General features: G+C 58.9%; 19 protein-coding genes and 1 pseudogene. 13 read left to right on the top strand and 7 right to left on the bottom strand.

Annotated features, from left to right (window positions below; translation table 11 throughout):
• The first annotated feature begins 71 nt into the window (after positions 1 to 71).
• The 6 genes from AAA138_RS01285 (at position 72) to AAA138_RS01310 (ending at position 4,699) form a co-directional block, all read left to right on the top strand.
• On the top strand, positions 72 to 545 hold the full coding sequence (locus AAA138_RS01285) for a PTS sugar transporter subunit IIB (RefSeq protein ID WP_349089258.1): 474 nt from the start codon (positions 72 to 74) through the stop codon (positions 543 to 545).
• Positions 546 to 554: 9 nt separating this feature from the next.
• Positions 555 to 1,340, top strand: coding sequence for a PTS sugar transporter subunit IIC (locus AAA138_RS01290; protein WP_349089259.1), 786 nt, complete (start codon positions 555 to 557; stop codon positions 1,338 to 1,340).
• 2 nt (positions 1,341 to 1,342) lie between these two features.
• Positions 1,343 to 2,173, top strand: coding sequence for a PTS system mannose/fructose/sorbose family transporter subunit IID (locus tag AAA138_RS01295; RefSeq protein ID WP_260698762.1), 831 nt, complete (start codon positions 1,343 to 1,345; stop codon positions 2,171 to 2,173).
• A 26-nt stretch (positions 2,174 to 2,199) separates the two neighbouring features.
• Positions 2,200 to 2,598: a hypothetical protein gene (locus tag AAA138_RS01300; RefSeq protein WP_316366619.1), complete on the top strand. Its 399-nt coding sequence runs from the start codon at positions 2,200 to 2,202 to the stop codon at positions 2,596 to 2,598.
• Between the two features lie 12 nt (positions 2,599 to 2,610).
• Positions 2,611 to 3,735, top strand: a complete 1,125-nt coding sequence (locus AAA138_RS01305; protein WP_172676343.1) for a glycoside hydrolase family 172 protein — start codon at positions 2,611 to 2,613, stop codon at positions 3,733 to 3,735.
• Between the two features lie 79 nt (positions 3,736 to 3,814).
• Positions 3,815 to 4,699 (top strand): ROK family protein, encoded by an 885-nt coding sequence (locus AAA138_RS01310; RefSeq protein ID WP_349089260.1) that lies wholly within the window; start codon positions 3,815 to 3,817, stop codon positions 4,697 to 4,699.
• Positions 4,700 to 4,794: 95 nt separating this feature from the next.
• Here AAA138_RS01310 and AAA138_RS01315 read toward each other — a convergent pair whose 3' ends face one another.
• The 5 genes and pseudogenes from AAA138_RS01315 to AAA138_RS01335 form a co-directional block, all read right to left on the bottom strand.
• Positions 4,795 to 5,625 carry a class I SAM-dependent methyltransferase gene (locus tag AAA138_RS01315; protein WP_349089261.1) on the bottom strand — a complete coding sequence of 277 codons (831 nt, stop codon included), beginning with the start codon at positions 5,623 to 5,625 and terminating at the stop codon, positions 4,795 to 4,797.
• A 67-nt stretch (positions 5,626 to 5,692) separates the two neighbouring features.
• A complete protein-coding gene (locus AAA138_RS01320) occupies positions 5,693 to 6,058 on the bottom strand; it encodes a class I SAM-dependent methyltransferase (RefSeq protein ID WP_349089262.1) in 366 nt (121 codons plus the stop codon).
• Positions 6,045 to 6,674: a class I SAM-dependent methyltransferase gene (locus AAA138_RS01325; protein ID WP_349089263.1), complete on the bottom strand. Its 630-nt coding sequence runs from the start codon at positions 6,672 to 6,674 to the stop codon at positions 6,045 to 6,047. The genes AAA138_RS01320 and AAA138_RS01325 overlap by 14 nt, the downstream gene beginning before the upstream one ends.
• Before the next feature lie 1,222 nt (positions 6,675 to 7,896).
• A pseudogene (locus AAA138_RS01330) lies at positions 7,897 to 8,430 on the bottom strand (YjdF family protein).
• A gap of 478 nt (positions 8,431 to 8,908) precedes the next feature.
• Positions 8,909 to 9,349, bottom strand: a complete 441-nt coding sequence (locus AAA138_RS01335) for a MerR family transcriptional regulator (RefSeq protein ID WP_349089264.1) — start codon at positions 9,347 to 9,349, stop codon at positions 8,909 to 8,911.
• 105 nt (positions 9,350 to 9,454) lie between these two features.
• On the opposite strand from AAA138_RS01335, the gene AAA138_RS01340 reads away from it, so the two are divergent.
• From AAA138_RS01340 to AAA138_RS01360, 5 genes are all read left to right on the top strand, one after another.
• Positions 9,455 to 9,994 (top strand): flavodoxin family protein, encoded by a 540-nt coding sequence (locus AAA138_RS01340; RefSeq protein WP_349089265.1) that lies wholly within the window; start codon positions 9,455 to 9,457, stop codon positions 9,992 to 9,994.
• Positions 9,995 to 10,055: 61 nt separating this feature from the next.
• Positions 10,056 to 10,820 (top strand): carboxymuconolactone decarboxylase family protein, encoded by a 765-nt coding sequence (locus AAA138_RS01345; RefSeq protein ID WP_349089266.1) that lies wholly within the window; start codon positions 10,056 to 10,058, stop codon positions 10,818 to 10,820.
• Between the two features lie 2 nt (positions 10,821 to 10,822).
• Positions 10,823 to 11,116, top strand: coding sequence for an alpha/beta hydrolase (locus AAA138_RS01350; protein ID WP_349089267.1), 294 nt, complete (start codon positions 10,823 to 10,825; stop codon positions 11,114 to 11,116).
• A 38-nt stretch (positions 11,117 to 11,154) separates the two neighbouring features.
• Positions 11,155 to 11,793 (top strand): alpha/beta hydrolase, encoded by a 639-nt coding sequence (locus AAA138_RS01355; protein WP_349089268.1) that lies wholly within the window; start codon positions 11,155 to 11,157, stop codon positions 11,791 to 11,793.
• A 148-nt stretch (positions 11,794 to 11,941) separates the two neighbouring features.
• Positions 11,942 to 12,472 carry a flavodoxin family protein gene (locus AAA138_RS01360; RefSeq protein WP_349089269.1) on the top strand — a complete coding sequence of 177 codons (531 nt, stop codon included), beginning with the start codon at positions 11,942 to 11,944 and terminating at the stop codon, positions 12,470 to 12,472.
• A 103-nt stretch (positions 12,473 to 12,575) separates the two neighbouring features.
• On the opposite strand, the gene AAA138_RS01365 is transcribed toward AAA138_RS01360, so the two are convergent.
• A complete protein-coding gene (locus AAA138_RS01365) occupies positions 12,576 to 14,816 on the bottom strand; it encodes a DNA gyrase subunit A (protein WP_349089270.1) in 2,241 nt (746 codons plus the stop codon).
• A 45-nt stretch (positions 14,817 to 14,861) separates the two neighbouring features.
• Positions 14,862 to 16,859, bottom strand: a complete 1,998-nt coding sequence (locus tag AAA138_RS01370; protein ID WP_117820832.1) for a toprim domain-containing protein — start codon at positions 16,857 to 16,859, stop codon at positions 14,862 to 14,864.
• A gap of 319 nt (positions 16,860 to 17,178) precedes the next feature.
• Here AAA138_RS01370 and AAA138_RS01375 point away from each other — a divergent pair, with 319 nt between their 5' ends.
• Together AAA138_RS01375 and AAA138_RS01380 are read left to right on the top strand one after the other, a co-directional pair.
• The gene (locus tag AAA138_RS01375; protein WP_055286736.1) at positions 17,179 to 17,409 is read left to right on the top strand and encodes a helix-turn-helix transcriptional regulator; all 231 of its coding nucleotides are present in this window, start codon (positions 17,179 to 17,181) and stop codon (positions 17,407 to 17,409) included.
• 9 nt (positions 17,410 to 17,418) lie between these two features.
• A complete protein-coding gene (locus tag AAA138_RS01380; protein WP_349089271.1) occupies positions 17,419 to 18,003 on the top strand; it encodes a hypothetical protein in 585 nt (194 codons plus the stop codon).
• Positions 18,004 to 18,043: the final 40 nt, after the last annotated feature.

Consider the following 18,043-nt stretch of genomic DNA (forward strand, 5'->3'; position numbering starts at 1 on the left):
CCTTGCCCGGCGCGAATCCGGATAGCGCCAAGGCAGTACCGAACGTAAAACTTCATTTGATAGGAGCAAACATGAGTGTTGTTATGGCACGAATCGACAATCGCCTGCTTCACGGCATCATCGTGACGCAGTGGGCCCCGGTGTCGGGCGCGACCCGAGTCATGGTCATCGACGACAAGGTCGCCGGCGACGAGGTCCTGAAGTCCACTATGAGGATGGCGCGCCCCGCGGGCATGGCCGTCTCGATCATCTCCGAGGAGACCGCGCTCAAGAACTTCGCGGCGGGCAAGTACGACCGCGAGAAGGTCTTCGTCATCGCGAAGGAGCCCGAGACGATGCTTCACCTGGCCGAGTCGGGCGTCGAGTTCCCGTCGCTGATCGTCGGCGGCTCTCTTGTCAAGGAGGACGGCGTCCAGCTCACCCAGCGCGCCTATGCCTCCGCCGAGAACGTCCAGAGCTACAAGGCGCTCATCGCCCGCGGCGTCAAGGTGACGGCACAGTTCGTGCCCGCCGACAAGCCCGTCTCCGTCGCCGACCTCATCTAAGGAGGGATCATGGTCAACTTCACTATCCTGCAGGTCGTCCTTTTGACCCTACTTGCCTTCATAAAGCACGTGGACTACTACGGCATCCCGATGATCTTCGTCAACTATGCCGTCTTCTGGGGCCTTATCACCGGCGTCGTCATGGGCGACTGGCAGACCGGCCTCGTCATCGGTGGCACCATCCAGCTCATGCAGCTCGGCGTCGCGGGCTTCGGCGGCTCTTCGATCCCCGACTACGGCACGATGGCCATCATCGCCACCGCCTACGGCGTGACCCTGGGCTCGGACACGGGCCTTGCCATCGGCCTGCCGGTCGGCATGCTCGGCATCCAGCTCGACGTCATTGCCAAGATCCTCAACGGCTTCGTCGTGGAGAAGTCCCAGAAGCTCTGCAACGAGGGCAAGTTCAAGCAGATGAACGCCATCCTGTGGGTCTGCCCCGCGCTCTTCGGTCTGTGCGCCGCCCTGCCCGTCTTTGTTTCCGTGACGCTCGGCCAGCCCGCCGTCAACTGGCTCCTCGAGGTCATGCCCCAGTGGTTCCTCTCCGGCCTCACCCTCGCCGGCAAGATGCTCCCGGCCGTCGGCATCGCCATGCTGCTTCGCTACATGCCCACCGCTAAGTACTTCCAGTACCTGCTCGCCGGCTTCTTCCTCTCGGCCTTCCTGAACGTGCCCATCATCGGTGCCGCCATCGTCGGCGTTGCCCTCGCGATCGCGTTCTATCAGCGTGCCGAGAAGGACGCCGAGCTCACCGCCCACGCTTCCGCAGACGCCTTCATCGGAGAGGATGAGTAACCATGGAAAACGAGAACATCACCGCCGCCGAGGGCAAGCCCTCCGGCTATAAGGTCACCAAGAAGGACCTGCGCAACGCGAACTGGCGCTGGCTCATGAGCGTGTGCACCTTCAACTACCAGACCCAGCAGGGCGCCTCGGTCGCCTACGCCCTCTCGCCGATCCTGAGGAAGATCTACACGAACGACGAGGACTATAAGCAAGCGCTCAACAACCACTTCCGCTACTACAATACCCAGCCTTGGCTCGCCGCCATCATCCTTGGCGCCTGCGTGGCCATGGAGGAACGCGACGGCCTAGCGGCGGCGGACGCCGTCCAAGACCTGAAGATCGGCACCATGGGACCGCTCGCCGGCGTCGGCGACTCCCTGCTCATGACCATGATCCCGACCATCATGGGCTCCATCGCCGCCTACATGGCCATCGAGGGCAACCCCGTGGGAGCCGGCATCTGGTTCGCGCTCATCCTGGCCATCTTCTGGGTCCGCATGCACGCCCTCGAGTTCGGCTACAAGCAGGGCGTGAAGCTCGTCACCGACTTCAGCGAGAAGCTTCCCAACCTCACTGCCGCCGCCTCCGTGCTCGGCCTCACCGTGGTCGGCTGCCTCATCGCCTCGGTCATCGGCGTCACCTGCCCGATTAGCTTCAGCTTCGGCGACGTCTCGATGGAGATTCAGCCGCTGCTCGACAAGATCCTGCCTGCCATGATCCCCGCCGCCATCACGGGAAGCGCGTATTACCTTCTTACCAAGAAGAACGCGAGCATGACGGCCCTCATCCTCGTGGTGATCGTCCTCGCGATGGTCGCCTCCGCCGCCGGCATCCTCGCCTAGCTTCGACCCAAGAGATTGGTGAATCAATGAGAAAGATAGTTGTGGCGAGCCATTCCCTTCTCGCCCAGGGCTTCAAGGACACCCTCGAGTTCCTTACGGGTAAGAGCGACGCCATCAACGCCGTGTGCGCCTACGTGAACGACAACGGCGAGGGGCTCGACGCGGCGGTCGAGGCGGCGCTTTCGGGCACTGACGAGGTCGTCGTCCTCACCGACGCGCTCGGCGGCAGCGTGAACCAGCGCTTCTCCCGCTTCGCCTCCGACCGGATCCACGTGATCGCGGGTGTCAACCTCCCGCTCGCCATGACGGTCGCGCTCGCGCGCCCCGACGAGAAACTCGACTTCGACGCCCTCGTCGACGAGGCGCGCCAGCAGATCGTCTACGTGAACGGTGCCAGTTCCGCCGAGTGCGAAGACGACGAATAGAGGAGGTCGACGATGAGAGAGTTCCTTAAGGACGTGTGGATGCACGGTGGTGAGGAAAGCCGCGCCATCACCCCCGAGAACATCACGGGCGAGAAGGGCCGCGCCGCCATGTCGGCCAGCCACCTCGGCGTCGGCCGCAAGGGCTCGTGCTGCGTGCCCCTTGAGTCCGGCGAGACCATCACGCTCGCGGACATCGAGGGCCCCGGCATCATCCGCCACATCTGGATGACCGTCCCCGACAAGACCGCCGCCGGCAGCTTCGTCATGCGCGACCTCGTACTGCGCTTCTACTGGGACGACGAGGAGACCCCCTCGGTCGAGTGCCCTGTCGGCGACTTCTTCTGCAACGGCTTCGGTGAGCGCGCCATCGTCAACTCGATGCCCATCTGCGTGAACCCGACGGGCGGCATGAACTGCTACTTCGAGATGCCTTTCAGGAAGCACGCCAAGGTCACGCTTACGAGCGAGCACCCCGGGTTCATTAAGTACATCTTCTACACGTTCAACTACGCGCTCACCGACGTGCCGGACGACGCCATGTACTTCCACGCCCGTTTTAACCGCGAGCGCAGCACCCGCAGGGGCGTCGACTACACCGTGCTCGACGGCGTGCGCGGTAAGGGCTACTACGTCGGCACCTACATGGCCCTGTGCGCCCTGGAGCGCTATTGGTGGGGCGAGGGCGAGATGAAGTTCTTCCTCGACGGCGACGAGGAGTTCCCCACGGTCACCTCGACGGGAGCCGAGGACTACTTCGGCGGTGCCTGGGCCTTCCTCGACAGGCCGCCCCACGCGCTGCCCGAGGCGCAGTGCTTCAACACGCTGTTCGCCGGCTACCCGTACCGCTCGACGCGCGACGCCACGCGCGACCGCTTCAGCGCGGGCAAGCCGAACCCGAACCCGATGCTCGCGACCAACGACGACGCGCTGCCCAGGCACGGCCTCTACAGGTGGCACCTTCCCGACCCGATCTCGTTCAAGGAGGACCTGCGCGTGACGTTCCAGGACCTCGGCAACGACGACATCAAGCTCTACGAGCGCGAGGACGACATCTCCACCGTCGCCTACTGGTACCAAAGCGAGCCGCACGCCGTGCTCGCCCCGTTTGCCGCAAGGCAGGACCGCGTGCCCAGGTAGGGTCGCCTCGAAACAAGCCAACGTTATGGGCGCCCGCGGTTGACCATGACTGCGGGCGTCCCTTTGTAAGGAGGACCACATGAGCGAAAAGCAAATGAGGCTCGGCGCCCTCGAGGCCGGCGGGACCAAGATGGTCTGTGCCGTGGTGTCCGGCGACGGCGAGGTCCTCGACCGTATGGAGACCCCGACGCTTACGCCCGCCGAGACCGTCCCGCAAATGGTCGAGTGGTTCACCGCCCGCGATGTGGACGCGTTGGGCATCGGCGCCTTCGGCCCGACCTGCGTCGACCCCAACGATGAGCGCTACGGCTCCATCCTCCAGACGCCCAAGCTCGCGTGGCGAGGCTATGGTCTTCGCGCCGCGTTCGCCGACGCCCTCGGGATTCCGGTGGCCTACGACACGGACGTGAACGTTGCCTGCCTCGGCGAAGTGGTCTTCGGCTGCTGCAAGGGGCTCGAGGACGCCGTCTACGTGACCATCGGCACCGGCGTGGGCGCGGGCGTCATGTGCGCGGGCAGGCTCCTTCACGGCATGCTGCACCCCGAGGCCGGCCACATGCTGGTAAGGATTCGTCCCACCGAGGAGGGACGCTGCGTCTGCCCGAGTCACGCGAGCTGTCTCGAGGGCCTCGCCTCCGGCCCCGCCATCGCCGCACGCTGGGGAAAGCCCGCGGCCGAGCTCGCGGACAACGCTGAGGTGTGGGCGCTCGAGGGGGATTATCTGGGGCAGATGTGCGCGAACCTCGTGCTCATGTACTCGCCTCGCCGCATCGTCCTCGGCGGCGGCGTGATGCACCAGGAGCAGCTCTACGGCATCGTTCGCAAGAAGACCCTCGAATATCTGGGTGGCTACATCCAGACCGCCGAGCTTAAGGACATAGAGAGCTACATCTGCGCCCCGGGCTGCGGTGGCGACCAAGGAATCCTCGGCGCGGCCGAGCTGGCAAGAAGGGCGCTCGCGTAACTTGCGCTCTCTCCGCCATACAACGCGTTAAGAAAAGACGAGCGCTTCTTGCCAATTGGGCGGCAAGAAGCGCTCGTCTTTTGCATTTTTGTCTCTCAAAATCTTATTTTCACGATTTGCATTTTCATCCCGTTGTCACCGACCCTTGCGAGAAACCGGAAAAAGCCGCTGACAGAAGGGTCTCTCAAATCGTTGTAACCCAGCATATAGCCGCGACTTGTGACCTGCAGACGTCTGTCCCACGTGCCGATTTCCTTGGCGGCATCCGAAACCGCAAAATATGCCCCCACATCCTTGATTTTTGCAGTCTTAAGCCATGTTTTTGCGATCATCTTTACTGCCGTCCGATTGGCAGCATCAAAGACCAGCACACTACCGGGGAAAGCGTCCGCCATCCCCCGCACCAGTTCCCGGACCTGCTGGGTCAGAAAGTAATAGAACACCCCGGAGGCAAAGAACACCGCCCCGCCGGAGGCATCGATTTTGCCAAACCATGCGGTGTCTTTCAGGTCGCAGGGGATATTTTGTTCTCGATCCCCGGCGGGCAGTAGCTGCTGCCGCAAGGCAATCACATCCGGGAAGTCCAGATTGTAGATCTTGCATCTACCGTTGTCGCAGGTTCTGCCGGTGTTGTCCAGCCCACAGCCCAGATTGACCACCGCTGCATTGGGGTGGCCTTTCAGGTAATCCTGCACCTCGAAAGCAAGATCACCCTGTCGCATGGCCACCTCCAGCGCACCAAAGCGCTGCATCAGGCTGCGGGAGCTTTTCTCTGCCTCTGAAAAGTCGTAGTCGATCTGGTCGAGCAGGCGAACCGCTGTTTCATCCCTGTAAAGGTTCGGGTACAGCTCCGTACACAGCTTCCGGGAATACAGCGGGAGGATCAGCGTCTCCTGCACGGTGTTTTTCTCAATTTTACATTTCATAGGTTTCTTCCTCAGTGAATAAGAACTGTCATAATTGCCGCCAGCACAGCCGCTATGACCGTCATGCCTATCGCCATGTGCAGGATGGATGCAAAAATGCCCGCATGACGTCCTCAAACACCATATCCGCCACACTGCCTTGCAGAACGGCGCAACGCCCCTCCTGAATTGCAATTCGGTTGAGCTTTCTGGCCTTTTCCACGCTGACGGGCGAATAGTCGATGCCCTTGACGACGCCATGCGGGCATTTTTTCAGCAGCCGTTTTATGTTCGCCCCGCCGCCGCAGCCGCAATCCAGCACCTCGGCATTTGGCGCAAGTCGTAAAAATCGAAGCCCCCACCGCGCCATAGGGCTGTGGCCCAGATTCATCATGGCAACCATAAGGTTTCCGCCGAGGCCCACGGGCTTGCGGGTGTTTTCAAAGAACGACATCTGGCCCCTCCGATTTCGTGCATTCCGCATAGGTCAACGGGAACGAGGCCTTCAGCACCGCGCTTTTCTGCACCGCCCAGCCGTTTTGACGCAGGAAACGTAGATATTCCTCGCTTGTCCACCTGCTGTGGAGGGGGAATCCCGCCATACTCATGAAAAAGGCTTTTGCCTTGCCGGAAACCGAGTTCCCCGCGTGGGTGAAGGTTGGCGCGATGAGCACGCCGTCGTCCTTCAACACCCGCCTGATTTCTTGCAGGGCCTTTTCCGGATGCGGCACTATGTGAAGCGCGTTGGACACGATCACCACTTCGAAGGACTTCCGTGCATAGGGCAGGCGGAACATATCTTGTACGGAAAAGTGCAGCTTTGCGGATTGATGGTCCCGCTTTGCTTCAAGGATCATCTTTGCAGAAGCGTCCGTAGCCTCGATGTGCGCCGCCGCATTCACGATGCTCTTTGCGATAAGCCCCGTGCCGGTGGCAACCTCCAGCACGGTTTTTGCTTTCACCACCGGCCGGATCAGCCCATACATCTTCTCATACGCCGCCCGGTCGTTTCGCATGAAGCGGTCGTACCGACCGGCATTCTTGTCCCAGAAGTCCTTGCGTTCGTGCATGGCTATCGCCCCCAAAAAGTTAGAGCCATCTAACCATAACACACGAATCATGCAGTAAAATAAGACTAACCTTATTTTCTTGGCAAAGATGCATCTCTTCGGTTTTCGCTTATAACAGCGCGAGTCAGATACTAGGCTGGAGCTGAAGAAGGAGTTTGGCGGACAGGTAGGTCGATACCGGTTCCCGGAACGGTGATCCAGTCAATTACACCAGGGCTCTAGCCATTGAGTGGGAATAGAAAATTCCTTAGTTATGGGGGTATAAATTTGATTCCCTTTAGGATACACCCCCATAACTATATGAATTGACCTGCTGACTCCAATGAAGATTGGAGGGTAACTGCCAGGGGTGACGGCCCAGCGAGTGTTATTTTGCGAGCTATGCGCATTGAAATCGACCTTTCGTGGTATAAACTACTCGCCGGAAGCCGCGGCTTTCAGAGTACGGCTTACGTGTACGTTTAACCTCCGTGGGCGACGGGGTGCCGCAAGGCGTAGAGTATCGCCCACCTGTAGGGGCCTGCAGCGATGCGGGCCCCGCTTCGTATGAAGGGGCTCAACCGGTGAAGATCGTATCCATCTCCCAGGACTTCTTCAACATCGTCGAGGGCGACCGCGAACTTATGCTCAAGCACAATCGCCCCTGCATCGTGGTGGCGAGGCTGCGTTTCCGCGGAAAGCGCAGGGACTTCGCCGTGCCGCTGCGCTCCAACATCGCCCCAATGTGCCCAAAGACCAGTACTTCGCGCTGCCGCCCCGCCCCACGACGCGCCCCGGCTGCCGCCACGGCATCCACCACATCAAGATGTTCCCCATATAACCAAGGCCTACCAGCGCCGCTTTAGGACCGAGGGCTCGGCCTACTATGAGACGCTCCAGCGCATCATCGACTGCAACACCAAGCGCATTGTCTCCGAGTGTCAGGCGTGCCTCGACCGCTACGAGCGCGAGGGAAGGCCTCGCTTTGCCGTCGACATCGACCGCATCGTGGGGCTGCTGGAGGGCGAGAAGTAGGGCACCTCGGCTCAGTCTCGAGCCATGCGGAGTCGCTCCGCATTATTGAACGCCGCGTGTGCGTCCCAAATACTTGAGAAACAAGCTGTGAAGTGCAGTGGCGCGCCCGTGCCCGTGCATAGCCGTCACCATCAGCGTCTACGCGGCGTCGGCTTCAAGTGGAACTGGCGCCGCTGCTGTATATGGTTTGTCTTGCTGCAAATGGCGATCAATGCCCACGATGCTTCTGCTTACGCTTCAGCTTTCGCTGCTTGAAGCGCGCCTCCGCCTCATCCGCGCGACGCTGGCTTCTTGCTCGAGCTGATTCCCGCTTCATCGTCTCCCGCTGATTCGCGAGCGCCTGCTGCGCCTTGGTGCTCACTGCGGGCCGCTTAAGTGCTTTCGCCGCCTCGCGGGCGCGCCGCTTGGGGTTCTTCGCGGGCTTGCTTGTTTTCGTGGCCTCGTCGCCGAAGAACGAGAGCTTCTCCCATTTGCTTGTAACGAATCGCAGGATCTCCTAATCGGACGGCTCCGCGCCGAAGACGATGCGGGCGGCGCCATACCTTCCGCCCTCGACGTGCTTCGCCAGCCCGACCCAGAATTGACCGTCGTGATATACGGTCAGGGTGGACGACACGCTGATCTGCATGGTTGGTTCCTCCTTTATGTAGATGACCATGCAGAGAAGGGACAACCAAGGAGGCAGGTTATTGATGCGGACTAGCGCACGCCCACGACTACCCGACGGGGACTGTGTTTTCATCTCTGGTGGTTGGATTGTAGCACGTGCGAATGCGCATTGACCTCGCTGCCGGCATGCTGTGATTGGGGTCGGAATTTCGAATTCTCGATAATATGCCTACGTGCATCGCCCCTCAGTTTCGAAACTTAAAAACATCTCGAGTTTCGAAACCGAGAGGGAGCTCGCGCCGCTGCTGTCCGTCAGGGATACGTTTCCGAAGGTTCTCATCGCCCGCACGATGCATGAACCCTATACCCGGGATGGTGTTCTCGTGCTGGATCTCGCGAGGTGGCTGCTCGGCGAGCAGGAGTTCTGAGCGTCATACGGGGATATCGCGGGATTCTGCCGGATAAGAAAAAGCTGAGGGAAACGTCCCGGCACTTGGAAGCCCTCCTGGCGGAAAATCAAATAGCCTCCGAACCTTCTGGTTCGGAGGCCTTCTTTTTGCAATACTACCCGAAGAGGACTCCTCGCCGAATTCCCTTGAGATCGGGCGGCATTATTGAGCGTGGGCGTTATCGTAGGTATCTTTGATTTCTTCTGGCAAATTGTCGGGAATCAGCGTCTTCACTCTATCTTCGTTGCCATCTTGGATCGCCTGCTCGTAGTACCAGCATTTGAACCTCAGCATATCCAGCGCGCGGTTCATCTTCGCGATCTCCGACTCCATGTGGGTCTTCCGCTCCTCGAACATGGCCTTGCGCTTGGGATATGTCGATGGGCCCTCCGAACACCATTCCATGAACAGCCGGATGTCCTTGATCTCCATCCCAGCCTTCTTCAGGCATTCGATGACCCGAAGCGCCTCGAGTTCCGTATCGCCGAATCGGCGAATGCCGGATGTCCGTTCCAATCCCGGGAACAGCCCCTGCTTGTCGTAATACCGCAGCGTGGAAACGGGCAGACCGAACATCTCCGCTACCTGTCCGATTGTGTACATGGTCCCTCCGGATAAATCTCGAGTTCATCCCTTGACTTAAAGTCAGGTTTAGGTATTACCTTCATTCTCGTCAATATAAATCGCGATTTCAAGGGGTATTCCGTAATGAGCAAAACGGTTTTGATAGTCTCTTCAAGTCCTCGAAAGAATGGCAATTCCGAGACGTTGGCGGATGCCTTCGCCAAAGGTGCGCAAGAAGCGGGCCACAGCGTGGAGACCGTGCACCTGCGCGAAAAGCAGCTCGGCTTCTGTAAGGGCTGCCTTGCCTGCTCAAAGCTGGGGTACTGCGTCATCCAGGACGATGCCATAGAAATCGCCGCCAAGATGCACGATGCGGATGTGTTGGTGTTTGCAACGCCCGTCTACTACTACAGCGTCTGCGGCCAGCTCAAGACCATGCTGGACCGCGCCAACCCACTCTTCGGTTCCGATTACGCATTTACCGAGGCGTATCTGTTGGCAACGGCGGCGGACGGTGGGCACTCGACCTTCGACGGCGCGAAGAAGGCGGTGCAGGGATGGGTCGACTGCTTCCCCCGTTGCACGCTTGCCGGAACGGTATTTGCCGGCGGCGTGAATGGCGTGGGCGAAATCGCCGGGCATCCTGCTCTGGAGCAGGCGCAACGAATGGGCATGGAAATCTAGGCGCGGCTTAGCTGCGCGAAAGCAGCTTGTACTCAAAACCATCGACAGGAGGAAATCGATCATGGCAATTAAACAGACGGCAGGCAGAGATGCCCTGGGGGACTTTGCCCCTAAATTCGCTCAGCTCAACGATGACGTGCTGTTTGGCGAGGTATGGAGCCGGGAGGACGAGCTCTCACTTCGAGACCGAAGCGTGGTGACGGTGGTGGCCCTGATGGCACAGGGGCTGACGGATTCTTCGTTCCAATACCATCTGATGTCCGCAAAGAACAATGGCGTGACCAGGGCTGAGATAGCGGAAATCCTTACGCACGCGGCGTTTTACGCGGGCTGGCCCAAGGCATGGGCGGCCTTCCGCATGGCGAAGGAGGTCTGGGCGGATGACAATGCCGCCGATGCAAGAACCAAGCATCAAAACGAGATGGCCTTTCCCATCGGTGCCCCCAACGACGCATTTGCGAAGTACTTTATCGGGCAAAGCTACCTCGCGCCCCTTTCCACCGAGCAGGTCGGCATTTACAACGTTACGTTTGAGCCCGGCTGCCGCAACAACTGGCACACCCATCACGCCAAAAGCGGTGGCGGACAGATCCTTGTCTGCGTGGCTGGTCGAGGGTTTTACCAGGAATGGGGCAAACCGGCACAGGAGCTGTGCCCCGGCGATGTAGTAAATATTCCCGCGGGCGTAAAGCACTGGCACGGTGCGGCGCCCGACAGCTGGTTCTCCCATCTCGCGGTGGAGGTTCCGGGCGAGGAGGCCTCCAACGAGTGGTTGGAGCTCGTGGATGACGAGCAATACCTTAAAGCGACTGACAAGGAGGCTTAGGTATGGAACAGTTGAATCTGACGCAGGAATGGGACAAAGTATTCCCCAAAAGCGACAAGGTTGAGCACAGCAAGGCGACCTTCCGCAACCGATACGGCATCACGCTGGCTGCCGACATGTACGTGCCGAAGAACGCGGAAGGCAAGCTGCCCGCCATCGCCGTCAGCGGCCCGTTTGGCGCGGTGAAAGAGCAGTCCTCCGGTCTGTACGCGCAGAAAATGGCGGAGCTGGGCTTTTCGCAATTGCCTTTGACCCGTCCTATACCGGCGAGAGCGGCGGCACGCCCCGCTATGTAGCATCACCGGACATCAACACCGAGGACTTCTGCGCAGCGGTGGACTTCCTCTCGGTACAGGAAAGCGTTGATCCGGAGCGTATCGACATCATCGGTATCTGCGGTTGGGGCGGCATGGCAGTCAATGCAGCAGCCATCGACACCCGTATCAAAGCTACCGCGGCTATGACCATGTACGATATGACCCGCGTGACCGCAAACGGCTATTTTGACGCCGAGGATTCCGAGCAGGCGCGCTTTGGAAAGCGGAAAGCGCTGAACGCGCAGCGCACTGAGGACTATAAAAACGGCAGCTATGCGCTGGCGGGCGGCGTGGTCGATCCGCTACCGGAGGATGCGCCGCAGTTTGTAGCGGACTATTACGCCTACTACAAAACTCCGCGAGGCTATCATCCCCGCAGCCTGAACTCCAACGGTGGCTGGAATGTGACGTCCTCGCTGTCGTTTTTGAATATGCCGATTTTGCAATACAGCAGCGAAATTCGCTCTGCGGTACTGCTGGTGCATGGCGAGAAGGCGCACTCCCGCTATTTCAGCGAAACCGCGTACGGCAAGCTGACGGGGGACAACAAGGAATTGCTCATTATCCCTGGTGCCAGCCACACCGACCTTTACGATCAGATGGACATCATTCCGTTTGGAAAGCTGAAGGCATTCTTTGAGGAATATCTGAAATAAGGCGTGCCTCGATTCAATGCCAAGTCTCCAGCAACGATTCTTCTAAAGAGTGGGAGTAGCTGAAACGAGGCGACTGAATAACTCCATACGTTTTGGTTAAAACAAAAAAATATGCCGCGCGCCTGCGGCATGAAGGAGGGAGATTTCTATGAATATCGTTGTATTGAGTGGTAGCCCGCGTAAGGGCGCCAATACCGACACCATGGTCGAGGCGTTTGCCGAGACCGCGCGCGAGGTCGGCCATACGGTCGAGGTCATCCGTGTTGCCGGCAAAAAGATCGCTGGTTGCCTGGGATGCCAGTACTGCTTCGCCCATGAGGGCACCTGTGTGCAGAAGGATGACATGGCCGATGTGATCGAGTCTCTGAAAGGCGCCGATATGGTCGTCTTCGCCTCGCCTATCTACTGGTTCGATATCACTGCGCAGGAGAAGGCCGCCATCGACCGCCTGTACGCCTTCGGTGCTACGGGCTTCCCGTTCACCAAGACGGCCCTTTTGCTCGATAGCCACAGCGAGGGCGTCTATGATGCGGCGATCGCTATGTACAAGTCAACCTGCGCGTACTGCAAGTGGGAGGACCAGGGCATTGTCACCATCAGCGGTATGACCGATCGCGACAGCATGGCCTCCTCGCCCAAGTTGGAAGGGGTGCGAGAGCTCGCTCGCAAGCTTGCCTAGCGCGCATTTCTAATAACGAACAAGGCCCGAAAGGTTCATTAGAACCATTTGGGCCTTGTTGCGTTGCAAGGGAACTAGGCTATCGGAACCGGCCAGTCGGCTGCTAGTCAAACAGACTCGGCATGTCGTTTTCTTTCATGAGGGCACCGGCGGAGGGTAGGCTCTGTGCGGTGAACTTTTCGGCCGAGACGCCGGCGCCAAGAATCTCCTCGGTCGTGCCGACCGTGGTGACCGAGCGGCCCTTCTTTGCCGTGAAGGCCTGGACGCCCTGCGTGTTGGTGGTCGTCTTGGTCTTGAGCAGCGACGTGTTGAAGTTCATCAGGCGATAGTCGCTCGAGACCAGCGCGATGTCGCGGTCCTCCTTGAGCACCTGGGCATACAGCAGCTTGCTGCCGCCGTAGATGGCGTTCTTAAGGCGCTTGCGGTTGGTCTTGGTAACGTATCCGGCAAGTGCGACGCGCACCACACGACCGTTCTCAAAGACAAACAGCACATCGGCCTTGTAGTTCTCGGGGTCGATGACCCAGATGACGCTCTCGTCGGGTTCCATCTCAAGATCGGTCGGCAGGTACGAGCCCAGCTGGGCCGACTTGGTGTCCTCAAACGCTGCGACCTTGCACTTGTATACCTGGCTCTTGTTGGTAAACACGAGCAGCTCGTGCGTGTTGGAGGACGGGAACTCGATAAAGGGCTTATCGCCGTCTTTGTACTTGAGCGTGGTCGCCTTCTTGAGCACGCGGTCCGTCATCTTCTTAAGGTAGCCATCGCGCGAGAGCATGATGGTGACCGGGTACTCCTCGACCTCGGGCTCCAAGCTTACTTCGATAACTTCATGGGGCTCGATTCTGCCCGTGCGGCGCGGCATCACGTACTTCTTGTTGACCGCGGCCAGCTCGTCGCTGATGACCTTCTTGATGTTCTCCTCGCTGGAAAGGATCTCCTCAAGCTCGGCAATCTCGCCCTCAAGCTTTGCAATGTCCTTGGTGCGGTTGAGAATGTACTCCTCGTTGATGTTGCGGAGTTTAAGCTCGGCAACAAACTCGGCTTGGGTCTCGTCGATGTCGAAGCCGCGCATAAGGTTGGGCACGACCTCGGCTTCGAGCTTGGTACCGCGGATGATGGCGATGGCCTTGTCGATATCGAGCAGAATTGCCTCAAGGCCGTGCAGCAGGTGCAGGCGCTCGGACTTTTTGCCCAGGTCAAAGTTAATGCGGCGACGCGTGGACTCAATACGCCACTTGACCCACTCGTGCAGGATCTGGCGCACGCCCATAACGCGAGGGTAACCATCGACCAGCACGTTGAAGTTGCACGAGAACGAATCCTGCAGCGTGGTCGAGCGATAGAGCTTGGCCATGAGCTTATCGGGGTCGACGCCGCGCTTAAGGTCGATGGCGATGCGCAAACCCGAGAGGTCGGTTTCGTCGCGGATGTCTGCGATCTCCTTGACCTTGCCCTCCTTGGAGAGCTTGACGATGCGCTCGATGATGACATCGGTCTTAGTGGTGTAGGGAATCTCGTAGACCTCGATGATGCGCTCTTCGGGAATCCAACGCCAGCGGGAGCGAATCTGGAAGCTACCCAGTCCGGTCTCGATAATCTTTTCCATCTCCTCGCGGCGGTAGATAATTTCGCCGCCGGTCGAGAAGTCGGGCATGGGCATGTACTCGAGCAGGTCGCAGTCGGGATCCTGCAGGTAGTGCATGGTGGCGGTGCAGACCTCGTTGAGGTTGAAGCCGCAGATGTCGGACGCCATGGCGACGCCGATGCCCTTGTTGGCCGAGACGAGGATATTGGGGAACGTGGTGGGCAGCAGGCGCGGCTCCTTCATGGCGCCGTCGTAGCTGTCGACGAAGTCGACCGGGTCCTTGTCGATGTCCTTGAAGATCTCGGCGCTGATGGGGGAGAGCTTGGCCTCGGTGTAACGCGAGGCGGCGTAGCTCAGGTCGCCCGAATAGTACTTGCCAAAGTTGCCCTTCGACTCCACGAAGGGCGCAAGCAGCGCTTCGTTGCCCGTCGCCAGGCGCACCATCGTCTCGTAGATCGCGGCATCGCCGTGCGGGTTGAGCTTCATGGTCTGGCCCACGATGTTGGCGCTCTTCTGGCGCTCGCCCTTGAGCAGGCCCATCTTGTACATGGTGTAGAGCAACTTGCGGTGCGAGGGCTTAAAGCCGTCGATCTCGGGGAACGCACGCGAGACATTGACGCTCATAGCGTAGGGCATGTAGTTGACCTCGAGCGTCTGCGTGATCGGCTGGTCGGTGACCTCGGAGTGCAGGCCGATGACGTTCTCGGCGTTGACCTGCTTTTTCTTGGGCTGGTTCTTCGTCTTCTTCTTTGCCACGATTTCCTCTTGAACTTGTTATGGGCCGTCGTTATCGATTTGCTGCTATTGCAAGTCCAGCTGGTCCAGGTATTCCTTGCCGTGCTCGGAGATATGGCGCTTGCGGCCTGCCTCGTCATTGCCCAGCAAAAGGTTGAACATGGTCTCCATCTTGGTGACGTCCTCGGGCTCCACCTTGATCAGACGACGCGTCTCGGGGTTCATGGTGGTGAGCCACATCATGTCCGGATCGTTCTCACCAAGACCCTTGGAGCGGTTGATGGAGCACTTCTGGTCGCCAATCTCCTTGAGGATCCCGTTCTTCTCGAGCTCGGTGTAGGCAAAGTAGGTCTTTTCTTTGCAGTTGATCTCGTAGAGCGGCGACTCGGCGATATACACGTAGCCTTCGTCGATAAGCGTGGGCACCAGGCGATAGAGCATGGTGAGCACGAGCGTGCGGATGTGATAACCGTCGACATCGGCGTCCGTACAGATGATGACCTTGTTCCAGTTGAGGTTGTCCAGGTCAAAGGCACCGAGGTTCTTGATCCGCTTGTCCTTGATCTCCACACCGCAGCCCAGCACGCGCATGAGGTCCATGATGATGTCGGACTTAAAGATGCGCGGATAGTCCTCTTTCAGGCAGTTGAGGATCTTGCCGCGGACGGGCATAACGCCCTGGAACTCGGCATCGCGCGAGGTGCGAATGGCGCCTGCTGCCGAGTCGCCCTCTACGATGTAGATCTCGCGACGGCTCTTGTCCTTGGAGCGGCAGTCGATGAACTTCTGCACGCGGTTGGCCATGTCGGTCTTCTGCTGCAGGTTGGTCTTGATGCTCTGGCGCGTCTTCTCGGCGTTCTCGCGCGAGCGCTTGTTGATGAGCACCTGCTCCATGATCTTGTTGGCGGCGTCTTTGTTCTCGATCAGGTAGGTCGAGAGGCGCTCCTTAAAGAATGCCGTCATGGCCTGCTGGATAAAGCGGTTATTGATGGCCTTCTTGGTCTGGTTCTCGTAGGACGTCTGGGTGGAGAAGCAGTTGGTCACCAGCACCAGGCAGTCCTGGACGTCCTGCCATTTGATGCCGCTCTCGTTTTTGTTGTACTTGCCTTGTTGCTTAATGTAGGCGTCGATGGCGCTGGTGAGGGCGCTACGGGCCGCCTTCTCGGGTGAGCCGCCGTTCTCGAGCCACGATGAGTTGTGGTAGTACTCCTGCATCATGAAGGTGCGAGAGAAGCACATGCATGCGGTGATTTTTACGTTGTAGTCGGGCAGGTCTTCGCGATCGCGACCGCGCCGGTCGGCCTCGATAAAGAAGGGCTCGGTGAGGTAGTCGGTACCGACCTTCTCGAGCACGTAGTCCTCGATGCCCTTGGGATAGCAAAAGTCCTCTTCGGAAAACTCGCCGTCGTCGCCCTCGATGCGCAGGCGGAAGGTCACGTTGGCGTTGACCACGGCCTGGCGGCGCATGGTCTCGCGATACCAATCGTGGGGAATGCTAATCGAGGTAAAGACCTCAAGATCGGGGCGCCACTTGATGGTGGTACCGGTGCGGTCCTCGTCGCTGGGCTCAATCTCGAGTGCCTTCTTTTTGGCGCCGACGACCTTGCCCTTCTTAAAGTGCAGGGAGTACTTGTTGCCGTCGCGCCAAACCGTGACGTCCATGTATTCGGAGGCGTACTGGGTCGCGCAGGAGCCAAGGCCGTTGGTGCCGAGCGAGAAGTCGTAGTCGCCGCCCTGGTTGTTGTTATACTTGCCACCGGCGTAGAGCTCGCAAAAGACGAGCTCCCAGTTAAAGCGCTTCTCGGAAGGGTTCCAGTCGAGCGGGCAGCCACGGCCGTTGTCCTCTACCTGGATAGAGCCATCGCGAAAGGCGGTAAGGGTGATGAGCTTGCCGTAGCCCTGGCGCGCCTCGTCAACGGCGTTGGACAGGATCTCGAAGGCGGCATGCGCGCAGCCGTCGAGCCCGTCCGAGCCAAAGATAACGGCGGGGCGCAGACGTACGCGCTCCTCGTCCTTGAGCTGGCGGATACTGTCGTTACCATAGTTTGCGGTGTTTTTTGCCATACTCGCTCTCTCGATGCTCCTTTGCTGCGTTTTAGTCATATAGATAGTCAAGGTAGCATAGCCCAGCCCATAGGCGATTCCAACCAACACGAAATCCATCGAACAATCGTTCGGAGTTCGATGGAGATTCGTTTACTCGGACAAAACCGAGTCGGTTCTGTCCGAGTAAGTTTGAATAGTGAACCGAAGTTGTAATGTCCGCATGGCGATGACGAACATGGTTTCCATAATGACAGATATAGTTGACATCTTCTGATAGATGCAATATATTTCTGCCATGTTGCAACGGATATCTGTCCATTACCACGAAAGGAACTCCATGCCGGGCAAAAAGAACCTACGCATGAAGGCGGCGCGCGCGGCGGTTGGCCTTTCGCAAGCTGACTTGGCCGAGGCCGTGGGCGTTACGCGCCAGACCATCGGCCTGATCGAGGCGGGCGGCTACAACCCCACGCTCAATTTGTGCGTGGCAATCTGTAAAGCGCTACGCGTTACGTTGAACGACTTGTTTTGGGAAGACGAGAGCGACGTCGACCCTGACGCTCTTTAGGAGTTCGCTATGAAATTTGAAGATTTAAAACTCGTGCAAAAGTGGCGTGAATATGCCGGCCCAAAGGATGAGCGCCTGGAGGCTGAGAACGCGAAGATCTACAAGATTGGTTTCGTGCTGCTTTCGTTTGGCATGTTGATGATCTTTTTCTACCAGTTTATAGCTCGACAGGTTGCGTGGGTTCACAGCGACGCCAGTGAAATGCCGCATGGCTTTGCAACGCCGTTCGAGGCGGCCATGTATTTGTGGCTCGTTCTCGTGATGTTGATTTGCGCAGGACTGCAAACGCGGAGGGGCTATGTCGATACCAATCGTTTTGGGCAAACCGAGCATCTTCCTGTTGGATATTTCCTGCTTCTCAGCTGTCTTAGCGGCACCGCGTTCGCGCTTGTTATTGCCGCAATGCGCTGTATCGCTGAGGCGCAGGTCGTACCGCTCGAAAGCGTCTTTTGGTTGGCGAACCTGGCTACGGGCGTGTTCTGCGGTGCGACGATTTTCGCGGCCACGTTTGCTGGCCTGTGCGCAACGTTTTTCACGGCGAAAAGACGCCGTGCCAAGCTCGAGGCAGAACTCGACTCCACTGACGATATCTAATGCGAAATGGGCTGGCTTTGGGTATCCAGAACCAGCCCAT

Source organism: Collinsella sp. CLA-JM-H32B (assembly GCF_040098065.1).
Lineage (GTDB): Bacteria > Actinomycetota > Coriobacteriia > Coriobacteriales > Coriobacteriaceae > Collinsella.

Coding starts and splice junctions, on each gene's coding strand:
- AAA138_RS01285 (WP_349089258.1), top strand. CDS start 72: ATGAGTGTTGTTATGGCACGAATCGACAATCGCCTGCTTCACGGCATC.
- AAA138_RS01290 (WP_349089259.1), top strand. CDS start 555: ATGGTCAACTTCACTATCCTGCAGGTCGTCCTTTTGACCCTACTTGCC.
- AAA138_RS01295 (WP_260698762.1), top strand. CDS start 1,343: ATGGAAAACGAGAACATCACCGCCGCCGAGGGCAAGCCCTCCGGCTAT.
- AAA138_RS01300 (WP_316366619.1), top strand. CDS start 2,200: ATGAGAAAGATAGTTGTGGCGAGCCATTCCCTTCTCGCCCAGGGCTTC.
- AAA138_RS01305 (WP_172676343.1), top strand. CDS start 2,611: ATGAGAGAGTTCCTTAAGGACGTGTGGATGCACGGTGGTGAGGAAAGC.
- AAA138_RS01310 (WP_349089260.1), top strand. CDS start 3,815: ATGAGCGAAAAGCAAATGAGGCTCGGCGCCCTCGAGGCCGGCGGGACC.
- AAA138_RS01315 (WP_349089261.1), bottom strand. CDS start 5,625: ATGAAATGTAAAATTGAGAAAAACACCGTGCAGGAGACGCTGATCCTC.
- AAA138_RS01320 (WP_349089262.1), bottom strand. CDS start 6,058: ATGTCGTTCTTTGAAAACACCCGCAAGCCCGTGGGCCTCGGCGGAAAC.
- AAA138_RS01325 (WP_349089263.1), bottom strand. CDS start 6,674: ATGCACGAACGCAAGGACTTCTGGGACAAGAATGCCGGTCGGTACGAC.
- AAA138_RS01335 (WP_349089264.1), bottom strand. CDS start 9,349: ATGTACACAATCGGACAGGTAGCGGAGATGTTCGGTCTGCCCGTTTCC.
- AAA138_RS01340 (WP_349089265.1), top strand. CDS start 9,455: ATGAGCAAAACGGTTTTGATAGTCTCTTCAAGTCCTCGAAAGAATGGC.
- AAA138_RS01345 (WP_349089266.1), top strand. CDS start 10,056: ATGGCAATTAAACAGACGGCAGGCAGAGATGCCCTGGGGGACTTTGCC.
- AAA138_RS01350 (WP_349089267.1), top strand. CDS start 10,823: ATGGAACAGTTGAATCTGACGCAGGAATGGGACAAAGTATTCCCCAAA.
- AAA138_RS01360 (WP_349089269.1), top strand. CDS start 11,942: ATGAATATCGTTGTATTGAGTGGTAGCCCGCGTAAGGGCGCCAATACC.
- AAA138_RS01370 (WP_117820832.1), bottom strand. CDS start 16,859: ATGGCAAAAAACACCGCAAACTATGGTAACGACAGTATCCGCCAGCTC.
- AAA138_RS01375 (WP_055286736.1), top strand. CDS start 17,179: ATGCCGGGCAAAAAGAACCTACGCATGAAGGCGGCGCGCGCGGCGGTT.
- AAA138_RS01380 (WP_349089271.1), top strand. CDS start 17,419: ATGAAATTTGAAGATTTAAAACTCGTGCAAAAGTGGCGTGAATATGCC.